We start from the raw sequence: 20,511 nt of genomic DNA, 5'->3' as shown, positions 1-20,511 counted from the left end.
GTCGGCGCGGGGCTATTCCAAAGCCCCGCGCACTTTTGGAAGTACGGCTAATCCAGTCTCTTGAGGTCGCGGGCAAAGCGCTGCCAATTGGTGACATAGTTGCGCGCCGAGCGGCGCAGGCCTTCGATTGCAGTCTCGTCCAGCGTGCGGATCGCCTTGGCTGGAGCGCCGACGATCAACGAGCCATCCGGAAATTCCTTGCCTTCGGTCACCAGTGCATTGGCACCGACGAGGCAATTGCTGCCGATCTTCGCGCCATTCAGGATCGTGGCGCCCATGCCGATCAGCGAATTGTCGCCGATCGTGCAGCCATGGATGATCGCATGGTGACCGATGGTACAGCCTTCGCCGATCGTTGTCGGGAAGGCGGGGTCGGTGTGCACCATCGTTCCTTCCTGGATGTTGGTGCCTTTGCCGATGACAATAGGCTCATTGTCACCGCGCAGAACCGCGCCGAACCAGATGCCGACATCTTCGCCGAGCTCGACCTTGCCGATCACACTTGCGTCAGGTGCGATCCAGTAGCGGCCGGGATCGGGCGTCTTCGGCACGAGGCCGGCAAGGGCATAAAGCGGCATCTCGTTTCTCCTCGATCAAACGACGTTCAGCACCAGCGATGCGACGCCATCGACGGCGCAGGTGATCTTGTCGCCGCGCGCGACAGGGCCGACGCCGGCCGGCGTGCCGGTCATGATGACATCGCCGGGCGCCAGCGTGAACAGTTTCGAAAGCTCGGCGATGATCTCCGGCACCTTCCAGATCATTTGCGAGAGGTCGCCCCTCTGTGCCGACTCGCCGTTACGCATCAGCCAGATGCCGCCTTTATCGGGATGGCCGACGCGCGTTGCCGGGACGATGGCGGAAACAGGGCCGGAGTGTTCGAAGGCCTTGCCGACTTCCCAGGGGCGGCCGAGCTTCTTGGCTTCGCCCTGTAAGTCGCGGCGGGTGAAATCGATGCCGACGGCATAGCCGTAAATGTAATCCAGCGCTCTCTCGGCTGGAATGTCGGCGCCGCCGCTTTTCAGCGCGATCACCAGCTCGACCTCATGATGCACATCTGACGACAACGGCGGATAGGGGAAATCACTGTTCGGCAACAGGTTGTCTGGGTTTTTCTGAAAGAAGAAGGGCGGTTCGCGGCTGGGGTCGTGGCCCATCTCGATCGCGTGGTCGGCATAGTTGCGGCCGACACAATAGACGCGGCGCACGGGGAAGGATGCGGTTTCGCCTTCGATCGGCAGTAGGACGGGTGCGGGCAGGGGGATGACGGTGGCAAACTGTTCGGTCATGACAATCTCTTCAAATAGTTCGTCTGCTGCCAGAAGATCCATGCCTTCCGACTCCGACGGCAACCTAGCACCAATGAAGCGGAGGGGAAAACCAACCTTCGGAAAGGTTTTGGTTCAAGCGTGGGGGTAGAAGGGCTTTTCTTTGCACGCTGACACGCTGAGGAACGATGGCAGGGTATTTGCCGTGGCGCCTGCAGACTCTACACATCTGTGCAGATGAGCGAAACTGTGGCATAGCTAAACCATGGCGATAAATGTCTTGGGGGTCCACACCGATCACACTGGGACGGAACAGGCGACGGGCAACTCGCTTGCGGTCGCCTATTCTGTGTCGGTCCTCTGCTGGCTTCTGTCAGCCGGCGTCTATATCGCCGCGAAATGGGTCTCTCATGAAATGCCGCCCTGGGCGCTCTGCTTCTGGCGTGTGCTGATCGCCTGGGCCATTCTGCTGCCGATCGTGCACCGGCATTTTGGCGCCATGGTTGCGCTTGTGCGGGCTCGTCCTCTGGAACTCCTCTGCATCGGCGGCATCGGGCTTGCGATATGCCAGGGCCTGCTCTTCACTGGCCTCCAACATGCGGATGCCACGACGGCCGGCATTATCATGGCTCTGATTCCCATTATCACCATGGTCCTTGCCCGCCTCATTCTGGGCGAGCCGATGGGAACCTGGCAGGTGACGGGATCGATCCTCGCCTTTCTGGGCATCGTCGTCATCGTCATCAAGGGCAGCCCGGCCGTATTGATGCGCCTCGATATCAATCCGGGAGAGCTGTGGATCGTCGCCGGCTCTTTCTGCTTCAGTCTGTACACCGTCCTGCTCCGCCGCGCGAAGTTCGACATAGAGCGGCTTCCGCTCCTGGTGCTGCTTCTGGGCGCTGCAGTGCTGACGGCGCTGCCGTTCTACCTCTGGGAGCTTGTGTCCGACGAGCGCTCGGCGCTCAACGGCAACGGGCTGATCGCGCTCGCTTATGTCGCGATCCCTGGTGGGGCCATCACCTACTACCTCTTCAATCGGAGCGTCGAGGCGCTCGGTGCGGCCCGGGCCGGCCTGATGCTCTACCTCCAGACAATCTTTACCGCCATACTCGCCTACCTGCTTCTCGGCGAGCAGTTGCAGTCCTACCACCTCGAAGGCGCAGCGATCATCGTCGTCGGCCTGCTGCTTGTCACCCTACTGAAGCCGAAGACCGAACTCGCGGCGGCAAAGCCCTGATGTTCGGAGTGGCGTTGCTGCTCGTCTTAGCGCGACGCCTCGCCGGACGAAGATTTGCGGCTTGGTTTGAACTTTGACGCCATCTCGCTTTATTCCTATCTGTGTTGTATATCGCCTCACGAAATCGTGCCCATCTTGTTGCCATGCGCCTTTTAAGGTCGCTTCGACACGGCAACAGACGCTTCGAGCGGGCCAGAACAAAGTTTATGCGAGCAGACAAGACATGACAAAATCGGCAGAAAAGTCCGGAGTGCCGGCGGATAGCCTCTATAGCCGCAAGCCCGTTTTCGCCGTCGCTCCCATGATCGACTGGACGGACCGGCATTGTCGTTTTTTGCACCGGCAGATCAGCCGCCATGCGCTGCTCTATACCGAGATGGTGGTGGCCGATGCGATCATCCATGGACCGCGCGACCGGCTGTTGGGGCATGATGCCTCCGAGCATCCCGTGGCGCTGCAGCTCGGCGGCTCCGATCCGGCCAAGCTTGCGGAAGCCGTGCGGATCGCCGAGGCCCATAATTATGATGAGATCAATCTCAATGTCGGCTGTCCATCGGATCGTGTGCAGTCCGGCATCTTCGGCGCCTGCCTGATGCTGACGCCGGAGACGGTGGCGGCTTGCATCGCAGCGATGAAGAGGGTGTCCAAGGCGCCGGTGACGGTGAAATGCCGCATCGGTGTCGATGAGCAGGAGCCGGAACAGGCGCTGCCCGAGCTGATCACCCGCGTGCTCGATGCCGGCGCCGATGCGATCTGGATCCATGCCCGCAAGGCCTGGCTGAAGGGCCTGTCGCCCAAGGAAAATCGCGAGATCCCGCCGCTGGACTACGACATCGTCTACCGGATGAAAGAGCGCTGGCCGGATGTCTTCATCGGCATCAACGGCGGCATCCAGACGCTGGATCAGGCCGAAGCGCATCTTGCCCATGTCGACGGCGTCATGCTCGGCCGCGCCGCGTATCAGAATGCTACCATCCTCGCCGATGTCGACCATCGCTTCTATGGCGAAGCGTCCGTTGAGCCGGATTGGGCGGACCTGCGCGACAGAATGATGGCCTATACGGAGCGTCATATCGCTCATGGCGGCCGCCTGCAGCATGTCGCCCGCCACATGGTCGGCCTGTTCACTGGCCTGCCGGGCTCGCGCCGCTACCGCCAGATCCTCTCCACGGACGCCAACAAGCCGGGGGCGGGGCCGGAGGTGATCGCTGCGGCCTTTGCGGCGGTGGATTTTGCCGGCGAGAGCGAGCGGGTGAGTGCTTAGCACTGCAAGAGCGGGGGTAGGCGTGGACGCACCGAAGCTTCCGCTTATCAACGCAAGAAAAGAGACCCCCGCTCTTGCAATTTCAATGGCTTAGAAATTGCGCTAAGCCCTTGAATGTGTAGAGCCCGCCGTGTCGCAATTCCTAAGCCAGTGAAATTGCTTTCTCGCCCGCCAAGGGCGAGATAGGGCCCCGCATTTGCCGCGCCTCATCCACTCTTCGGGCGCCTTCTCCCCGGCGGGGAGAAGGGATTCTGCAGTACAAACGCAAAAACGGCGCGGTTTTTACCGCACCGTTTGAAACCTTAGCCAGGTATCAACTAAGACTTAGGAAGCCTTGATGTTGACAGCCTTCGGGCCCTTGCCCATGCGATCCGGCTCGGTGTCGAAGGTAACCTGCTGGCCTTCGCGGAGCGACTGGATGCCGGAAGCCTGGAGAGCGGAAATATGGACGAATACGTCCTTAGCGCCGCCGTCCGGGGTGATGAAACCAAAACCCTTGTCCTGGTTGAAGAATTTTACGATGCCCTTGGTGGCCATTGGGATAGTCCTTTTCCCTACAGTCTGATGTCTGCCCGGGCTGCCCCGAGCGGTTTAGCCTTTGCCCTACGCAAAGACCAGTCGAGAAGTCACGTACGGGGAAAGAACGTCTACGCAGAGGATAAACCTCTGAGGCTGCCTCGCGCAGTCGGCATTGCCAAATCAGTCCAGTCACCGGCATGCAAATGCCCGAGCGGGTGTATGGGTGACAGGATTTGCGACAAAAGGCAAGGGGCAATATTGGGGCAAAGCGAGAACAGCGCGAGATAGGGCGGGAATTTCAAGGGGTTGGAAAGCAGCGCACAGCCTGGCAATGATCATCCTTGTTTCGTTTTGGTACCACATTGCAGCAGGAGTCGCGCAGGCGCCGATCGACGGCACAGTCATGATGACAATTTGTTTGCGATGAGTTCAATAACGGCAAAGGTTATCGCTGCGCAATAATCCGTTCGCTTCACACCAGAAGTCGTCGTTGGGCTTTCAGCTCTCGGTGGATGGTTTCGGCCGGTGATAGAGATGCCCGGGAAGCTTTCTTGAGCCGCGTAATGGTGCGTGCGTCGCAAGCTTCTCTTTCAACGCAGGCTTGCCCAAGTCTTCCGGGAACCCTAACGGGTGGACTTCAATTTCTATCCCGGGATAGCGTCGCTTCAGTCGAGGTCGCGTTCCCTTTCGGTAGTGAGCGCCGGTTCTCCAAAAGGCGCGAAACCAGGTTCCGTCGTCGCTTGCGCGGGACAAGATCAATGTCGCTGACAAGCTTGGCGACGCCCTCGCGTCGCTCCAATGTGACCTTGCGGCTATGGAAGGCTTCCAGCTCGGCGCGATGCGCTACGCTTATGATGGTGACCCTCGGCAATTCCCGGATCACCATCTCCATCATCTTGTCCTGGCTCTTTTCATCGAGCGCTGACGTTGCTTCGTCCAGCACGATGATATCGGGATTGTGTAGCAGGAGACGCGCAAAGGCGAGCCGCTGCTTTTCTCCACCCGACAACGTCTGATCCCATGGCGCGTCTTCCTCGATCTTGTCGTTCAGATAATCGAGTCCCACCTTGTCGAGGGCCGCTTCGATCTCATCCAGCGTCCAGTCATCGGCGGCGCGAGGATAGGCGACGGCACGGCGAAGCGTGCCGGAAGGGATGTAAGGCCCCTGCGGCAACATGAACAATTGTCTGTCGGCATGGAAGTTGACGCTGCCGCCACCCCACGGCCAAAGACCGGCGATAGCCCGCACCAGCGTGCTTTTACCCGTCCCGGATTCTCCGGCCACCAGCACCCGCTCGCCTGGTTCGACCACGACCTGGGTTTCCTTGACCACGGCGGTACCGTCGTCGAGCGACACGGAGAGATCATTCAGGCTGAGCATCGTATCGCCTTCAGTTTCACCGTGCTTGATGCGTCCCAAGGCGTTGCTCTTTTCTGCGCGCTCGAGCCCGTCGAGCGACATCATCAGCGAAGCGATGCGCCGTGCACAGGCGTTCCAATCGGCGAGACGGGGGTAGTTGTCGACCAGCCATCCGAACGCGCTCTGAACGATTGCGAAGGCGGAGGCAGCCTGCATGACTTGTCCAAGCGTCATGCTGCCTTCGAGAAATTTTGGAGCGCAAAGCAAAATCGGCACGACTGGCGCGAACAGGCTCGACCCCTGCGACACAAGCGTTGTGCGCATGTGCTGGTGTGCAAGGAGCGCCCATTGCCTCAGCACATTGGCGAAGGTCTTGTCGAGGTCGCTGCGCTCCTCCTCTTCACCGCCGAGCAATGCGATGCTCTCGCCGTTTTCCCGCACATGCGTCAAGGTGTAGCGAAATTCGGCTTCCGCCTGATTTTTGACCTCGGAGACGTGGACGAAATGGCGGCCGATGACCGCCATCGAGCTGGACGTGATCGCGGCATAGAGTACCGCCGTGATGACGAGGAAGCCAGGAATGGTGACGGTCAAACCTGCGGCCGTCAGGGTGAGCGCCCCGCCGATCGTCCAGAGCACGACGATGAAGGTCGAGGCTGACAGAAATGCGGAAATGACACCAGCGATGAAATCGACGGGTGATTCGGTGGCGATGCGCAAATCCTCCGCGATGCGCGCTTCGGGGTTCTTGTGGTCGCCGCCGATGAGGTTCAATTGATAGTAACGGCCGTTTGCGAGCCAGCGCGCGATGACTGCGGCAGTAACCCAGGAACGCCAGCGTCGCTGGATCATCATGCGAATGTAGACTTGGATAGTGACAAGGGCCACGCTTCCAAACACGAGCGGCAGGAATACGGCGCTTAGAAAATAGACGCTGCCGGCATTGTGTTGCTCTATGGCGTCAAAAATTGCGCGATTCCAGATATTGATTCCATACAGGAAACCGACATTGGTGCCGATCAGGATCAATAGGCCGATTGAGCACGGCCAGGCGAGCCCGTCGCCGCCACGGCCCCAGTAACCGCGCGCGCTGATCCAGAAACGCCTGAGCAAATACCGCTTGCGCGCCTGCTCGGCCTCCTCAGGCGTCAGTTCTGGATCGGGTTCGATGACATCTTGCGGCGGCGCGGCCTCGACAGTCGATGCCTTGTCCGCGTGCGACTGTTCAGAACCGTCCGGGTTGGTGCCCCCGACCGATTTCGGATTCAATTTATCGTCGGTCATAGCGCGACAACGGCTTAAAAATCGAAAGGTTTCATGATGCCGATGTCGAACATGGTGCCGGAGGGCTTGTCGAGAAAATGAGGCGGTCGCCGCGCGAATTCGCAGGGCTTGGCCGGCTCCGGCAGTGCCTCTGCGAAGTCTAATTGGGCATCACGCGGTACACGCATGCGGTTCCCTCGACGCCCCGAAGAGGAGCCTCGAAGGCTACCAAATTGTGGCCGGCGAGGAGTTGGCTGACGCCCGGCGCGGAAAACAGCGCTTCGGAAATGCAAATCTCTCCCGCATCAGCCAGCGACTGTACGCGCGCGGCGACATTGACGGTCTGGCCGAAATAATCGAGGTTTTCGTTCAGGCTCACGGCGATCGAGGGGCCGCAATGGGCTCCGATCTTCAGGATAAGGCTGGGGTCGCCATGGGCGGCATTGTAGCGCGCGATGACCCCCAGGATGTGCAGCGCGGCCGAAACCGCATCCGCCGGGCGAAAGAAAGCAGCCATCACGGCGTCGCCGATTGTCTTGACGATCGCGCCCGAATGCTCCTGCACCGTCGCGCCGAGCAATGCGAAGTGCTCGCGAACCAGGGCATAGGCATTGAGATCGCCAAGCCGCTCATACATGGCGGTCGACCCCTTGAGGTCCGTGAACAGCAGGGTCACCTGGCGGATACCTAGACCTTCCTTCTCGTCGACGTTTTCCGAGCGGAACAGGCGCCGAAACGTCTGTCGGGCAAGCAGCATCCCGCCCGACATGTAAGGATCGAAGTCGAGAGCCGGCTTGGTCGTCTGCGCCAGGATTTCGGGTGGCCAATTGATCAGCAGCAGCGAGCCGCGCACGGCACCGGAGTTCTGCACGTCGATGATGACAGGGCCGGGCGGCACCGCCGGCAGCGAAGCGGAAAAACGCTGCCCGTCATATCTGATCCACAGGTGCGTCGGCACTGTTACGGGCTCGCCCGCGACTGGCAAGGCGAAACTCGCCTGCGTCTGGACATTGATGCCTGCCAGGGCGCCGGGACCGAGCTCTGCCCTTAACGTCGTGACCGAGCCCGACGGCAGGAAAGAGAGGCCGCGAACCAGTCCCTGCAGGACGTCGAGAAACCGGATCTGTTGGCCGGGCAATCGCGCGTCGCTCAGGAACCGCGCCTTCCAGTGAAAATCCTCGACCGACAGCGAGCCGGGATCATGAAACAGCAGCCGGCGGAGGTGTGGCGACACCGTGAAGGTCACCTCGATGAAGTCGTCGAGGTTGGTTTCGCCGCTGACATCGCAGAGGCCGCAGACATAATGGGTCTTCAATGTTCGCAAGGCGCCGAAACTGTCGAGCACCATGCCGGATTGGGGACACACCACGTCCCAGCTCATCTCGAACAAGCCGCCTCGGGTCGCATGGAGAAACAGATCGATGCTCTCCGCCTCAGCGATGACCCGGTCACGAGCGAAGGCGAGGGGATTGACGCGGTAAAGGGACAAGTCGTCGCCGCTGCGGATCAGTGTTTCGAATTTGGAGATGACCCGCGGACTCCAGGACCGGGCCTGCTCGATCTCGGCGATCTTGCTTTCAAGGAGCCGTTCCTGAAGGTCATTCATGTGGCACCTGCGCTTCAGCTATCGATCAGGTTTTGGCTGTGTCTTGGGAGGTGTCTTGGCTGTTGGAGATTATAGCAAAGAATTGGACGCGCGTCCGCTGAGGGTGAATGGAGGAGAACTCAGCCTTGCTGTCGAAAATGAGGCCTGACGGCATCGACAGCCAGCACGGCAGGAAGCTGCACGCGTTCAGACAAGGCGTTTGCCCTGGGCATCGAGAACCTGCTCGCCGTCTTCCTTGGTGAAGGGGCCTTTGTGGGTGTCGGGCAGGATATCCAGAACGACTTCCGAAGGACGGGCGAGCCGTGTACCCATCGTCGTGATGACAAATGGGCGGTTGATCAGGATCGGGTCCTTCAACATGGCGTCCAGCAACTGGTCGTCGGTCAGGCCAGGATTGTCGAGGCCGAGTTCGGCGTAGGGCGTGCCCTTCTCGCGAATTGCCTCGCGGATGCTCAAACCTGCATCCGCAATCATCCTGACGAGCTGTTCGCGGCTCGGCGGATTTTTCAGATATTCGATGATAGTCGGTTCGATACTCGTATTGCGGATCATTGCCAGTGTGTTGCGCGACGTCCCGCATTCGGGGTTGTGGTAGATCGTGACGTCCATGGTCATGGGGCTGGCTCCGTTTCGGCGAGAATTTGAGAATCGCGGGGTTTCGTCAGCAGCCAGCTTGCGACCATCAGCGCCAGCAATGCGCCGAAAACTTCCGAGACGATAAAACCCGGCAGGTCGACGGGGCGGATGCCGGCAAATGTGTTCGTCAGCGAGCGGGCGATAGCGACAGCCGGATTGGCGAATGACGTGGAAGCGGTGAACCAATAGGCGGCTGTGATGTAGAGGCCGACCAGCCAAGGCACGGCTTCGGACCGAAAACGCAGGCCAGCGAGGATGACGAAGACGAGGCCGAATGTGGCCGTTACTTCGGCGAGCCATTGCGCGCCGCCGGTACGGATGGTGGTCGAGGCCTGAAGCAAGGGCAGTTCAAACATGGCATGGGCAAGGATCGTTCCGGCAATGCCGCCGAGGATTTGCACGGCGATATAGGCCAGAGTCGACCTTGCGGTCAGCCCGCGGCGGAGCGCGAAGGCCAGTGATACGACGGGGTTGAAGTGCGCACCCGAAACCGGCCCGAGCACGGAAATCAGCACGACAAGGATCGCACCCGTCGCAAGCGTATTGGCGAGCAATGCGAGAGCCGTATCCGCCGTCAGCCTGTCCGCCATAATGCCCGAACCGACGACGGTCGCAACCAGAAGCGCTGTGCCGAGGGCCTCAGAAACGAGGCGGCGCGAAAACGAAAAAGAAGTCATGGCTTCAGGCCACCAACCAAATCAGGACATTCATCGAATTTTTCCTTCCGCGGGCGCGCAGCAGGCGGCAACCTCCGCCGCTGGCGTACAGATCTCGGGATGGCCTGCACAGCAGTCTTCCATCAGGAAGCGTACGAGGCCGCTCAACGCATCGTAGTTAGCGGTGTAGATGATGGAGCGAGCTTCCCGCTGCTGCCTGACGAGGCCGGCTCGATCCAGCTCCTTCAGATGGAACGAGATGTTCGAGGGCGATACATCGAGCTTTTCCGCAACTGTTCCTGCCGACATGCCGTCGGGACCGGCAACGACGAGCATGCGGACGATCTGCAGTCGTGTCTCCTGAGAGAGCGCACCGAACGACGCGAGGGCTTGACGTTCATCCATAATTCAATAATCCTTGAAATATTGAAATGATGGGTACCTCAAATGAACGCAATCGACAAGACCCCTTCGTCGGATATCAGCCTTGGCCTTCTGCTCGAGCCCTTAACCGGTTCTGGCGATTTGCCTCTTGTGTTTCGCTATGACGGTCGGCCGGTAAAGCCTGGCTACCACGTCACCGAAGTCAAGGCCGGGCAGTTTTCGGCGCTGGACTGCGGGGCCAATCCGGAAGCATGGGCAGAGATTTTCATACAGCTCTGGGATGTCGAGGAGGGTGGTCGCACCCATATGCTTGCAGGGAAGTTTGCTGCCATCATTCGCAAGGTTTCCGAGCATGTTCAGCTTGATGGCTCGGCGAAGCTGACCTTTGAGGTAAGCGATGGTGTGCAGCCGATGCAGCTCTATTGCGCATCGACTCCTGTCATCAGCGATGCCGTGGTACATATCGAACTCGTTCCCCGCGCCGCGAGCTGCAAACCGCGTGACCGTTGGCTGGCTGAACAAGCTCATGCGGCAGGCTGTTGCGGATCGGCAAATTCTGCCAAATGCTGCGGGTAGTCCGTGGCATGAGCGCAATGAGCCATAAGCTGCCGCTGGAAAACTGAAGACCGCCTACCGCCCAGGCCGCCCCGTCTTCCCCTTCGTCCTGCCCTTGCGTTGCTTCTCATCCACCGCATCCTCATAGGACCCGATGCCAGGCTTCGCCCGGATGATCGGCTTGTCCGGCACTTTGCCGAGCACCGGCTTCTCCGTCCTGCCGACGGTCATCTCGTCCAAGGTGTTCCTTCGGAAGAGCGGCGTGCCGGCTTCGCTGCCGGGACGCATTTCGTCGAGGTTAGGCTTGGCGAAATAGCCCTTCGAGGGTCGCTGTGCTCCCTCCTCAGGATGAGGGCTACCTCCTGCCGAGGCGCCAGCTCCGTCCTCATCCTGAGGTGCCGAGCCCGAAGGGCGAAGCCTCGAAGAATTTGGGCGGCCACTTTTGCCGCTTTCGATGCTCCGTGCCTCTTCGCGGGCCATCGGGTCATCCATGACGGCGAGTTCGGCGGCCTTGAGGCGTTTGATTTCGTCGCGCAGTCGCGCGGCTTTTTCGAAGTCGAGGTCGGCGGCGGCGTCGCGCATGGCTTTTTCCAGCGCGTTGAGATGGGTCTGCAGGTTGTTGCCGACGAGATGGCCGCCATCCGCAAAGCCCTTGCCGGAGGCGCCGCCGATGTCGGCGCGGACATGGTCCTTCTCGTAGACGCTGTCGAGAATGTCGGAAATCTTCGCCTTCACCGATTCCGGCGTGATGCCGTTTTCTTCGTTGTAGGCCATCTGCTTTTCGCGGCGGCGGCTGGTTTCCTCCATTGCCCGCTGCATCGAGCCGGTGACGTTGTCGGCATAGAGGATGACCTTGCCGTCGACGTTACGCGCTGCACGGCCGATCGTCTGGATCAGCGAGGTTTCCGAGCGCAGGAAGCCTTCCTTGTCGGCATCGAGGATGGCGACGAAGCCGCATTCGGGAATGTCGAGGCCTTCGCGCAAGAGGTTGATGCCGACGAGTACGTCGAAAGCACCCAGGCGAAGATCGCGAATGATCTCGATGCGCTCCAGCGTGTCGATGTCGGAGTGCATGTAGCGGACGCGCACGCCCTGTTCATGCAGATATTCGGTCAGGTCCTCGGCCATGCGCTTGGTCAGCACCGTGCAGAGGGTGCGGTAGCCCTTGGCGGCGGTCTCGCGGATTTCGCCGAGCACATCGTCGACCTGGGTGCGGGCGGAGCGGACTTCGACCGGCGGGTCGATCAGGCCAGTCGGGCGGATGACCTGCTCGGCAAAGACCCCACCGGATTGCTCCATCTCCCAGCCGCCGGGCGTCGCCGACACCGCGACGGTGTCCGGGCGCATGGCGTCCCATTCTTCGAAGCGCAGCGGGCGGTTGTCCATGCAGGAGGGCAGGCGGAAGCCGTATTCGGCCAGCGTCGCCTTGCGCCGGAAGTCGCCGCGATACATGCCGCCGATCTGCGGCACGGTGACGTGGCTTTCATCGATGAAGATGATGGCGTTGTCGGGGATATATTCGAACAGCGTCGGCGGCGGCTCGCCGGGGTTGCGGCCGGTGAGATAGCGCGAATAGTTCTCGATGCCCTGGCAGGAGCCGGTGGCCTCCAGCATTTCGACGTCGTAGCGGGTGCGCTGTTCCAGGCGCTGCGCTTCCAGCAGGCGGCCGGCCTTTTCCAACTCGGCGAGGCGGAGCTTCAGCTCCTCCTTGATCGACTTGATGGCGCCGTTCAGCGTCGGGCGCGGGGTGACATAGTGCGAATTGGCGTAGATCTTTACCGATTTCAGGTCGCCGGTCTTCTGGCCGGTCAGCGGATCGAATTCGGTGATGGCGTCGATCTCATCGCCGAACATGGAGATGCGCCAGGCGCCATCCTCCAAGTGGGCCGGGAAGATTTCGATGGTGTCGCCGCGGACGCGGAAGGAGCCGCGGATGAAATCCATGTCGCGGCGCTTGTATTGCTGCGCCACGAGGTCGGCCAAGAGCTGGCGCTGGTCCAGCCGGTCGCCGACATTCATCTGGAAGGTCATGGCCGTATAGGTCTCGACCGAGCCGATACCGTAGATGCAGGAGACCGAGGCGACGATGATACAGTCATCGCGCTCCAGCAGCGAACGCGTCGCCGAGTGGCGCATGCGGTCGATCTGCTCGTTGATGGAAGATTCCTTCTCGATATAGGTATCCGAGCGCGGCACATAGGCTTCCGGCTGGTAATAATCGTAGTAAGAGACGAAATATTCGACCGCATTGGCGGGGAAGAAGTTCTTGAACTCGGAATAGAGCTGCGCCGCCAGCGTCTTGTTCGGCGCCAGGATGACGGCGGGGCGTTGCGTCGCTTCGATCACCTTGGCCATGGTGAAGGTCTTGCCGGAGCCGGTGACGCCGAGCAGTACCTGGCTGCGGTCGCCGTTTTCCAGGCCTTCCACGAGGTCGCGGATCGCCGTCGGCTGGTCACCGGCGGGCTGGTATTCCGAAGCCATGCGGATGCTGATGCCGCCTTCGGATTTCTCCGGTCGGGCAGGGCGGTGCGGCGTCCAGATCTTGCCGTTCTTGTGCAGCGGATTGCCGCTTTCGATCAGCGCCGAAAGCGCCTCGACCGTGGCGGTGACGGCCGTGCCGGCATTGACGGCGTCTTCCAGCGTCGTATCCATGCCGGCCACCGGATTGAGCCCGGCGGCGGCTCGTGTTTTGGGGTCGGTGGAACCGCCCATGGAGGTGCCGCGCGCCGATTTCGAGGCCGCGATCTCCACCTTCTTCCGATGCTTGCCCGCCTTGGAGGCGATCTCGCGCTGGCTTTCGACGCTGGTGGCCTCGGCCTCCGCTTCGAGCTGCTTGACCCAATCGGTAACGCTGCCGCTGAGCGGCGCGCCTTCAAACGGTGCCTGCGGCGCCTCTTCGAAACCAGTCGGGGCGGGGGATTTTTTCGGTGATTTTGCCATTGGCGGAATATGGAGGGAGTCAGCGCCGATGTGAAGGGGGAAAGAGTACAAAAGGGAAACAGACGGTAGATTTTTCCGCTTCCTATCACGCGAAACGTATCACGTTAAATGTGATGGAACAGGCACAAGATAGATGCGTTGGGGAAGGCTGCCCGAGACATCCGCCACACTCCTTTTGCGCGTATCGGAGCGGAAGCCCGCCGCAGCGTCGAACCAGCCCGGTCCTAGTGCCGGCTCCCCCCTTGCTTCGACGGCATCCGGAATTGCCCGCCTCGCCGCCGCCATCCGGTCGGAGGACCATGATGTCAGCATTGGATAGTTTGCGCTCTTTATCTCCACAACAACGCCACACCGTCCTCGCCGCCTATCTCGGCTGGACGTTGGATGCTTTCGATTTCTTCATATTGGTCTTCGTTCTCAAATATATAGCAGAGGAGTTTCACACCGACGTTCCGGCGGTGTCGGTGGCGATCTTCCTGACGCTTGCCATGCGGGCGGTCGGAGCGCTGATCTTCGGGCTTGCCGCCGATCGTTACGGCCGGCGGGTAACGCTGATGGCGAATGTGCTGCTTTATTCGCTGTTCGAGTTCCTCACCGGCTTTTCGACCGGGCTGACAATGTTCCTGGTACTCAGGGCGCTCTTCGGTATCGCGATGGGCGGCGAATGGGGTGTCGGTGCGTCGCTGACCATGGAAACCGTGTCCGCGGAGTCGCGCGGCATCGTGTCCGGCATTCTGCAGGCGGGCTATCCCTCCGGCTATCTGCTGGCTTCGATCCTGTTCTTCCTGCTGTTCCCGATCATCGGCTGGCGCGGCATGTTCATGGTCGGTGCCTTGCCGGCGCTGCTGGTGTTCTACATCCGCCGTAACGTGCAGGAATCGCCGGCCTTTGTTCAGCGGCAGGCGACGCCGCAAAGGTCTTTCCTCACCGTGCTGCGCGAGAACATCCCGCTATTCTTGTGGGCGGTGGTGCTGATGACCGCATTCAATTTCTTCAGTCACGGCACGCAGGATCTCTACCCGACCTTCCTCCAGGTGCAGCGGCAGTACAACAGCTACACCGTCGGCGCCATTGCCATCGTCTATAATATCGGCGCGATGATCGGCGGCCTGTTCTTCGGGGCCTTGTCGCAGCGTATCGGCCGGCGACGGGCGATCGTCATCGCTTCAGTGCTGGCGATCCCGGTTGCGCCGCTGTGGGTCTATGGACAGGGGCCGGTGTTGCTCGCTGTCGGCGCTTTCCTGATGCAGTTCTTCGTGCAGGGCGCCTGGGGCATCGTGCCGGTGCATCTCAACGAATTGTCACCCGACGAGGTGCGCGGGACGTTCCCCGGTTTTGCTTATCAGCTCGGCAACCTGCTGGCCTCCGGCAATGCTACGATCCAGGCGGGTCTGGCGGCGCATTGGAACGGCGACTATGCCTTTGCGCTGTTGATCGTGCTGGTCATCGTCGCCGTCGTCGTGGCGCTGTTTTCCGGTTTCGGTTTCGAGAAGAAGGACATCCGTTTCGGCGGGAAGGGGACGGAAGACTCCCAAGGCGCGATGCCGATCTGATCGTCGCCCTCGTCGAAGCATGGCCGGCGGCGAGGAGCCGCCGGCCTCCAGCCTTATTTGCCGCAGATCTCGGAAATCTTCGCCTGTGCAAAGCTGCGGGCCAGTTCCTGTATTCCACCCACTTGGGAAATAAGATCGCCGATCGGTCCGCTGACGGCGACATGGGAATCGGTAATCTTGCAAGCGCCGGCATCGACGGTCACCGAGGCCTCGAGCTGCCCTTTGACGGTCGCCTGGACAATACCGTGCGATTTGCAGGCGAGATCGGCGCGGGCGTTGATCTGCACACCACCGCCGGCGCTGCAGACATCGAGCGATTTGACCTCGAATTTCTCCTTGTGGTCCAGTCCCGGCAGCTTCTTGCAGGGGTCGGCCTCGTTCACCGATTTCTCGATCTGCGGACCAAACTTGCTCTGCAGCAGCGACCAGCAAGGGCCGGGAGCGGCCTGAGCCTGTGCGGACGCCGTAGGCAGGGGCGAAAGCGGCAGGGCGAAGGTAACGGCCAGCAATCCCATGCGTAGCGACGGAAAGAGCGAAGAGGGCAATATGAGGGATGTTTTGATCACGACTGTCTATCCTTGGCGGCTAAAATCCTTGGCGGATAAATTAGGAAGCTATTTGCTGTACTCTTCCATGTCTCCGGCTGATGTAGCAATCCCGCGTCTGCGACAAAGATGAGGCGTGATGCTTTAGCTCCTCGTACCTTTGCAATTGGTCGGGCCAGACGATGCGGGGATATATCTACGGGACACGGCAAAAGCGAAGAAAGTCGCTAGGCAGCGATATCCATTCATCTTATGATTCAGATGACACCAGTCCAGCCTTTGAGGAGAGGTCACTGGTGAGTGACACATTCCGGGAGGGCTGAGATGTCGGGTTTGTTGGGTTCTGTGCTGGATGAAGCGGCGTCCAGGCTGGCGCCGCTTGAGGCTGACGGCAAGATCCTATCGATGGCGCAAAACCGTTTCGGCTATCTCGAACCCCCGATGCCGCGACTGATATGGGGACGCTTCGCGAGCAATATCAGGAGCATGGCTATCTCTGGCTCAAGGGATTTCTGAAGCGGCAGGATGTGCTCGAATTCCGCGCCTGGGTGTTCGCGCATTTGATGGACACCGGGCTTCTTCAACCTGGCTCCGACCCTGTGACCGGCCTGGCCGCCAAGGGAGAAGCCGACAAAGCGTTCACCGACCGGCGGCTAATGGCGCTGGTCCGTTCGGTGACCTATGAGGGTTTCTGCTCTCAGCCGCGGCTGGCTTCCTTCATGGACGAATTCCTGCAGGGCATCTCCTATCTGCACAAGCGCAAGATCATGCGCTTTACCCGGCCGAATACCGGCGTCGTCACCCCCGCGCACTATGATCTGGTCTATCTGCGCGGCGGCACGAGCCGCATCGTCACGGCCTGGATCCCGATCGGCGATATCCCGGTCGACATGGGCGGCCTTGTCTATCTCGAGGGATCGCACCGGATCGGGGCCGATATGGAGAAGGAATTCGCGATCAAGGGTGCGTCGCTCAGGCCGGAGGAGCGCATCAGCGCCTTCAACAAGAACATGACTGAAGGCGGCTGGGTTTCCAAGGATCTGCCCGACATGGCGGAGCGCTTCAATACGCGCTGGCTCGCTGCCGATTATGAAGCCGGCGATGTGATGCTGCACAGTCCCTACATGATCCACGCGTCCACGACCAATCGCGACTCGCTCGGCCGCCTGCGCCTCTCGACCGATATCCGCTACCAGAATGTCGAGGACGAAATCGACGCCCGCTGGAGCAATCATTGGAGCCTGGGGGATATGCTCTAAGCCGTAGTGTTCCCGCTCAATTCATGTGATCGAGAATGGTTTGCGCCGGCTGATAGCCTTGGTCGGCGGCTTTCCGGAACCAGCTTATCGCCACATTGCGGTCTCTGGCGACGCCGTCGCCGCGCAGATAGGCGTAGCCAAGGTGGAATTGCGCCTTGGGCAGACCTTGGTGAGCGGCCTTGGCAAACCATGTGATGGCCTGGGCATAATCCTGCGGGACGCCTTTTCCGAGTGCATAAAGGCTGCCGAGACCATCCTGCGACGCCGCGTCGCCTTTGTCTGCCAAAGGCTGCCAATGGGCGAGCGCGCTGGCATAATCGCCTTTGTCATAGGCGGTTTGCCCGTCATCGGCGTGTGCCTGGAAGGCGACCGAGAGTGCCAGCGCCAGTCCGAGGCCTATCTGTCTGAGCCGCATCCGGCGATCTCCCATCCGTGATTCCTGTTCAGCCAAGAACTAAGCATAGCAGACTGTCGACGCAAGGCTGGGAGCAGCTTCGTCATCCGGTCATCTCAAATCCGAATGCTCTTCCTCTGTGGCGGCCCGTCCTTATCGTCATCGGGTTCATTATCGTTGCGGCCCATGGCCTTGGCCTTACGGAACCATTCGAAGGATTTTGCCCAATCCACCGGCACGCCGTCGCCATCGCGGTACATGACGCCGAGGTTGACGGCAGCATCGACATAGTTCTGAGCGGCCGCCTTCTCGAACCAGTCGACCGCCTCGGGGCCGTTCTTGGCAACGCCTTCGCCGTCGCGATACATGACGCCGAGATTGTATTCCGCTTCGACATCGTTTTGATCCGCGGCCTTATGGAACCAGACAACGGCCTCAGCATCGTCTTCGGCAATTCCATCGCCATCGGCATACATGGTGCCGAGATTATATTGCGCATCGGCGTCACCTTGATCGGCTGCCTTGCGGAACCATGAGGCGGCTTGATTGCCGTCCTTGAGCACGCCTTCGCCGTCGCGATACATGATGGCGAGATTGTATTCCGCTTCGATTTTGCCCTGGTCGGCGGCCTTCTGGTACCAGGCGATAGCCTGGGCATCGTCCCGAGGAACGCCGTCGCCTTCGTCGTACATGATGGCGAGATTGTATTGCGCATCGGCATTGCCCTGGTCGGCGGATTTGCGATACCAGGCGATGGCCTTGATCTTATCCTGGATCACGCCTTCGCCGTTGTCGTACATGTCTGCGACATTGAACTGCGCATCAGCGTCACCTTGGTCGGCTGCCTTGCTGTACCAACCGAAGGCTTGCGCCTTGTCCTGGGGCACGCCTTCGCCATTGTCGTACATCAAAGCGAGGTTGTATTGCGCGTCGCCATAGCCTTGTTCAGCGGCCTTGCGGTACCAGATGACGGCCTCAGCGTTGTCGGTGGCGACGCCGTCACCTTCGTCATACATGGTGCCGACGTTGAATTGCGCCTCGGCATTGCCCTGATCGGCCGCCTTGCGGTACCAGTTGAGCGCTTGCGTGAGATCCTTCTCGACGCCGTCGCCTTCCTCGTACATTTCGCCGAGTTTCAGCTGTGCCGCAGCGTCCCCCTTGTTCGCGAGTGGGCGCCAATAATCCAGCGCCGCCTTGTAGTCGCCCCGGTCGTAGGCATCCTGTCCGAGATCGGCACGTGCAATGCCGATGGATGCCAGAGTAAAAATCAATCCGATGGCCACTCTTTTGAAACGCACGATCCACCCCTCAACTCGTGATCTCTTTATATGTGAATACTAAATAATGCAGTGGGCGAGGGCGCAAGACGTCTCTACATGCATAAGTTATCGGCTTATGGCAGTAGCGTCGTCAGCAATTGGAGAATGACCCAGCCCGGCGCCTCGCCCTGGCCGTTCGTCTTGATGGGATCTTCATCTTCGGGGCCGATGTCCTTGATCGGACCGTCGCCGTTGGCCGCCATATAAGTCAGGCCATATTGCGCCTCCGACAATCCCTGGTCCGCTGCTCTGTGGAACCAATCGGAAGCTTGCTTCCTATCCTTCGGCACGCCGTAACCATTGTAGTACATGTATCCCAGGCCGTATTCACCGCGGGCATCACCCTGTTCGGCGGCTTTGCGAAAAAGGTCGGCGGCCTGGCTGTAGTCCTTGGGAACGCCCTCGCCGCTGTAATAGAGATAGCCGAGGGAACATTGGCCCTCCGAATTGCCCTGGTCGGCGGATTTGCGATACCAAGCAGCCGCTTCAGCCTTATCCGGCGACGTACCCTGGCCTTTCTCATACATGGAGCCAAGCGCATGTTGCGCATCCGAGCGGCCCTGATCGGCCGATTTGCGATACCATTCCAGCGCCTTGCCGAAATCCTTGGGAAGGCCGCGGCCGCCGGCATACATGAAGGCGAGGGCATATTCGCCTAGTGCGTCTTCTTGATCGGCAGCCTTACGATACCATTCGACCGCGACGTCATCATTGACCGGAACGCCTCGGCCATTGGCATAGACGTAGCCGACGGCATATTGGGCATCGGCGCGGCCCTGGTCAGCCGCTTTGCGATACCATTGCAACGCCTGCTTGTCGTCTCGGGGAACGCCGAGGCCGCCGGCGAAGCTGTTACCGAGCGCGTATTGCGCGTCGGCACGACCTTGTTGTGCGGACTTCTTGTACCAGGAATAGGCCTGAGCATCATCGTGATCGACGCCGCGACCGTTGGCATAGGCATAACCAAGAGCGTATTCGCCCTGAGCGTCACCATGGTCGGCCGATTTCTGATACCATTCTAAGGCCTGGCTTTGGTCTGCGGCTGTGCCGAGGCCGTTTTCATACATGTAGCCGAGCATATATTGCGCGTCGCTACGGCCCTGATCGGCCGACTTGCGATACCAGCCGAGCGCGATTGTATCGTCCTCGCGCACGCCGAGGCCATGCGAATACATGTAACCAAGGGCATTCTGCGCCTGCGGTTGGCCGTGGGCAGCGGATTTCTGATACCAGCTGACCGCCTGCTCATTGTCGACATCCATGCCGTGGCCATTGGCATAGGAATAGCCGATGGCATATTGCGCATCGGCATTATCTTGTTCGGCGGCCTTGCGGTACCAGGCATTGGCTTCTCTCTGGTCCTTATCGATACCGCGACCGTTGGAATACATATAGGCGAGGGCGTATTCGGCCTGGCCGTTCCCCTGTGCTGCCGCCTTCTGATACCATTCGAACGCCTGCGCATCGTCATGCTCGACGCCCTGGCCGTTGGCGTAGCGATAGCCGAGGCCATATTGGGCGGCCGCATTCCCCTCTTTTGCGAACTGCACCCAATATTTCAGGGCGATCGAAGTATCACCCGGACCCGGCGCGGGGTCATCGGCATAAGCAAACGGAATGAACGAAAGAGTAAGCGCCAATCCAAATGCAAAGCTGTTGAACTTCAAAGACACGTCCTCCCGCCTGCAAGCTGATATTCGAGGGTTGTAGAACATGGAGATGGCAGCAGTTTTACCGACATCATCGGGCTCGG

General features: G+C 60.3%; 17 protein-coding genes and 1 pseudogene. 5 read left to right on the top strand and 13 right to left on the bottom strand.

What is annotated here, in order from left to right:
• Window positions 1-47 precede the first annotated feature (47 nt).
• Both CCGE525_RS11905 and CCGE525_RS11900 read right to left on the bottom strand, forming a co-directional pair.
• Window positions 48-578 (bottom strand): gamma carbonic anhydrase family protein, encoded by a 531-nt coding sequence (locus CCGE525_RS11905; RefSeq protein WP_120704437.1) that lies wholly within the window; start codon window positions 576-578, stop codon window positions 48-50.
• A gap of 15 nt (window positions 579-593) precedes the next feature.
• A complete protein-coding gene (locus CCGE525_RS11900; protein ID WP_120706380.1) occupies window positions 594-1,289 on the bottom strand; it encodes a fumarylacetoacetate hydrolase family protein in 696 nt (231 codons plus the stop codon).
• A 244-nt stretch (window positions 1,290-1,533) separates the two neighbouring features.
• Between CCGE525_RS11900 and CCGE525_RS11895 the strand changes: the two genes are divergently transcribed.
• Both CCGE525_RS11895 and dusA read left to right on the top strand, forming a co-directional pair.
• A complete protein-coding gene (locus CCGE525_RS11895) occupies window positions 1,534-2,505 on the top strand; it encodes a DMT family transporter (protein ID WP_120704436.1) in 972 nt (323 codons plus the stop codon).
• A gap of 223 nt (window positions 2,506-2,728) precedes the next feature.
• Entirely contained in the window at window positions 2,729-3,769 is a 1,041-nt protein-coding gene (dusA, locus tag CCGE525_RS11890) for a tRNA dihydrouridine(20/20a) synthase DusA (protein WP_120704435.1), read from the top strand.
• A gap of 324 nt (window positions 3,770-4,093) precedes the next feature.
• On the opposite strand, the gene CCGE525_RS11885 is transcribed toward dusA, so the two are convergent.
• The 6 genes from CCGE525_RS11885 to CCGE525_RS11860 all read right to left on the bottom strand — a co-directional run bounded on the left by CCGE525_RS11885 (window position 4,094) and on the right by CCGE525_RS11860 (window position 10,214).
• Window positions 4,094-4,306 carry a cold-shock protein gene (locus tag CCGE525_RS11885; RefSeq protein WP_028752932.1) on the bottom strand — a complete coding sequence of 71 codons (213 nt, stop codon included), beginning with the start codon at window positions 4,304-4,306 and terminating at the stop codon, window positions 4,094-4,096.
• 619 nt (window positions 4,307-4,925) lie between these two features.
• Entirely contained in the window at window positions 4,926-6,932 is a 2,007-nt protein-coding gene (locus tag CCGE525_RS11880) for an ABC transporter ATP-binding protein/permease (protein ID WP_120704434.1), read from the bottom strand.
• A 139-nt stretch (window positions 6,933-7,071) separates the two neighbouring features.
• Complete coding sequence (locus CCGE525_RS11875; protein ID WP_120704433.1) at window positions 7,072-8,517, bottom strand: adenylate/guanylate cyclase domain-containing protein; 1,446 nt, start codon at window positions 8,515-8,517, stop codon at window positions 7,072-7,074.
• A gap of 186 nt (window positions 8,518-8,703) precedes the next feature.
• On the bottom strand, window positions 8,704-9,132 hold the full coding sequence (gene arsC, locus CCGE525_RS11870; RefSeq protein ID WP_120704432.1) for an arsenate reductase (glutaredoxin): 429 nt from the start codon (window positions 9,130-9,132) through the stop codon (window positions 8,704-8,706).
• Complete coding sequence (locus CCGE525_RS11865; RefSeq protein WP_120704431.1) at window positions 9,129-9,830, bottom strand: aquaporin; 702 nt, start codon at window positions 9,828-9,830, stop codon at window positions 9,129-9,131. The genes arsC and CCGE525_RS11865 overlap by 4 nt, the downstream gene beginning before the upstream one ends.
• Before the next feature lie 30 nt (window positions 9,831-9,860).
• Entirely contained in the window at window positions 9,861-10,214 is a 354-nt protein-coding gene (locus tag CCGE525_RS11860; RefSeq protein WP_120704430.1) for an ArsR/SmtB family transcription factor, read from the bottom strand.
• Between the two features lie 42 nt (window positions 10,215-10,256).
• Here CCGE525_RS11860 and CCGE525_RS11855 point away from each other — a divergent pair, with 42 nt between their 5' ends.
• Window positions 10,257-10,769 carry a DUF6428 family protein gene (locus tag CCGE525_RS11855; RefSeq protein ID WP_120704429.1) on the top strand — a complete coding sequence of 171 codons (513 nt, stop codon included), beginning with the start codon at window positions 10,257-10,259 and terminating at the stop codon, window positions 10,767-10,769.
• A 54-nt stretch (window positions 10,770-10,823) separates the two neighbouring features.
• Here CCGE525_RS11855 and uvrB read toward each other — a convergent pair whose 3' ends face one another.
• A complete protein-coding gene (gene uvrB, locus CCGE525_RS11850; RefSeq protein ID WP_120704428.1) occupies window positions 10,824-13,688 on the bottom strand; it encodes an excinuclease ABC subunit UvrB in 2,865 nt (954 codons plus the stop codon).
• 302 nt (window positions 13,689-13,990) lie between these two features.
• On the opposite strand from uvrB, the gene CCGE525_RS11845 reads away from it, so the two are divergent.
• A complete protein-coding gene (locus CCGE525_RS11845; protein ID WP_120704427.1) occupies window positions 13,991-15,241 on the top strand; it encodes an MFS transporter in 1,251 nt (416 codons plus the stop codon).
• A 53-nt stretch (window positions 15,242-15,294) separates the two neighbouring features.
• Here CCGE525_RS11845 and CCGE525_RS11840 read toward each other — a convergent pair whose 3' ends face one another.
• A complete protein-coding gene (locus tag CCGE525_RS11840; protein ID WP_120704426.1) occupies window positions 15,295-15,807 on the bottom strand; it encodes a hypothetical protein in 513 nt (170 codons plus the stop codon).
• A 384-nt stretch (window positions 15,808-16,191) separates the two neighbouring features.
• Here CCGE525_RS11840 and CCGE525_RS11835 point away from each other — a divergent pair.
• Window positions 16,192-17,045 (top strand): annotated as a pseudogene (locus tag CCGE525_RS11835) (phytanoyl-CoA dioxygenase family protein).
• 16 nt (window positions 17,046-17,061) lie between these two features.
• Here CCGE525_RS11835 and CCGE525_RS11830 read toward each other — a convergent pair.
• From CCGE525_RS11830 to CCGE525_RS11820, 3 genes are all read right to left on the bottom strand, one after another.
• On the bottom strand, window positions 17,062-17,460 hold the full coding sequence (locus CCGE525_RS11830; protein ID WP_120704425.1) for a tetratricopeptide repeat protein: 399 nt from the start codon (window positions 17,458-17,460) through the stop codon (window positions 17,062-17,064).
• 95 nt (window positions 17,461-17,555) lie between these two features.
• Complete coding sequence (locus CCGE525_RS11825; protein WP_120704424.1) at window positions 17,556-18,737, bottom strand: tetratricopeptide repeat protein; 1,182 nt, start codon at window positions 18,735-18,737, stop codon at window positions 17,556-17,558.
• A 95-nt stretch (window positions 18,738-18,832) separates the two neighbouring features.
• Window positions 18,833-20,431: an SEL1-like repeat protein gene (locus CCGE525_RS11820; protein ID WP_245472008.1), complete on the bottom strand. Its 1,599-nt coding sequence runs from the start codon at window positions 20,429-20,431 to the stop codon at window positions 18,833-18,835.
• Window positions 20,432-20,511: the final 80 nt, after the last annotated feature.

The organism is Rhizobium jaguaris, assembly GCF_003627755.1.
GTDB classification, from domain to species: domain Bacteria; phylum Pseudomonadota; class Alphaproteobacteria; order Rhizobiales; family Rhizobiaceae; genus Rhizobium; species Rhizobium jaguaris.
The sequence above is the reverse complement of the archived record's forward strand: the minus strand, read 5'-3'. Positions and strand labels throughout refer to the sequence as shown.

Coding starts and splice junctions, on each gene's coding strand:
- CCGE525_RS11905 (WP_120704437.1), bottom strand. CDS start 578: ATGCCGCTTTATGCCCTTGCCGGCCTCGTGCCGAAGACGCCCGATCCC.
- CCGE525_RS11900 (WP_120706380.1), bottom strand. CDS start 1,289: ATGACCGAACAGTTTGCCACCGTCATCCCCCTGCCCGCACCCGTCCTA.
- CCGE525_RS11895 (WP_120704436.1), top strand. CDS start 1,534: ATGGCGATAAATGTCTTGGGGGTCCACACCGATCACACTGGGACGGAA.
- dusA (WP_120704435.1), top strand. CDS start 2,729: ATGACAAAATCGGCAGAAAAGTCCGGAGTGCCGGCGGATAGCCTCTAT.
- CCGE525_RS11885 (WP_028752932.1), bottom strand. CDS start 4,306: ATGGCCACCAAGGGCATCGTAAAATTCTTCAACCAGGACAAGGGTTTT.
- CCGE525_RS11880 (WP_120704434.1), bottom strand. CDS start 6,932: ATGACCGACGATAAATTGAATCCGAAATCGGTCGGGGGCACCAACCCG.
- CCGE525_RS11875 (WP_120704433.1), bottom strand. CDS start 8,517: ATGAATGACCTTCAGGAACGGCTCCTTGAAAGCAAGATCGCCGAGATC.
- arsC (WP_120704432.1), bottom strand. CDS start 9,132: ATGACCATGGACGTCACGATCTACCACAACCCCGAATGCGGGACGTCG.
- CCGE525_RS11865 (WP_120704431.1), bottom strand. CDS start 9,830: ATGACTTCTTTTTCGTTTTCGCGCCGCCTCGTTTCTGAGGCCCTCGGC.
- CCGE525_RS11860 (WP_120704430.1), bottom strand. CDS start 10,214: ATGGATGAACGTCAAGCCCTCGCGTCGTTCGGTGCGCTCTCTCAGGAG.
- CCGE525_RS11855 (WP_120704429.1), top strand. CDS start 10,257: ATGAACGCAATCGACAAGACCCCTTCGTCGGATATCAGCCTTGGCCTT.
- uvrB (WP_120704428.1), bottom strand. CDS start 13,688: ATGGCAAAATCACCGAAAAAATCCCCCGCCCCGACTGGTTTCGAAGAG.
- CCGE525_RS11845 (WP_120704427.1), top strand. CDS start 13,991: ATGTCAGCATTGGATAGTTTGCGCTCTTTATCTCCACAACAACGCCAC.
- CCGE525_RS11830 (WP_120704425.1), bottom strand. CDS start 17,460: ATGCGGCTCAGACAGATAGGCCTCGGACTGGCGCTGGCACTCTCGGTC.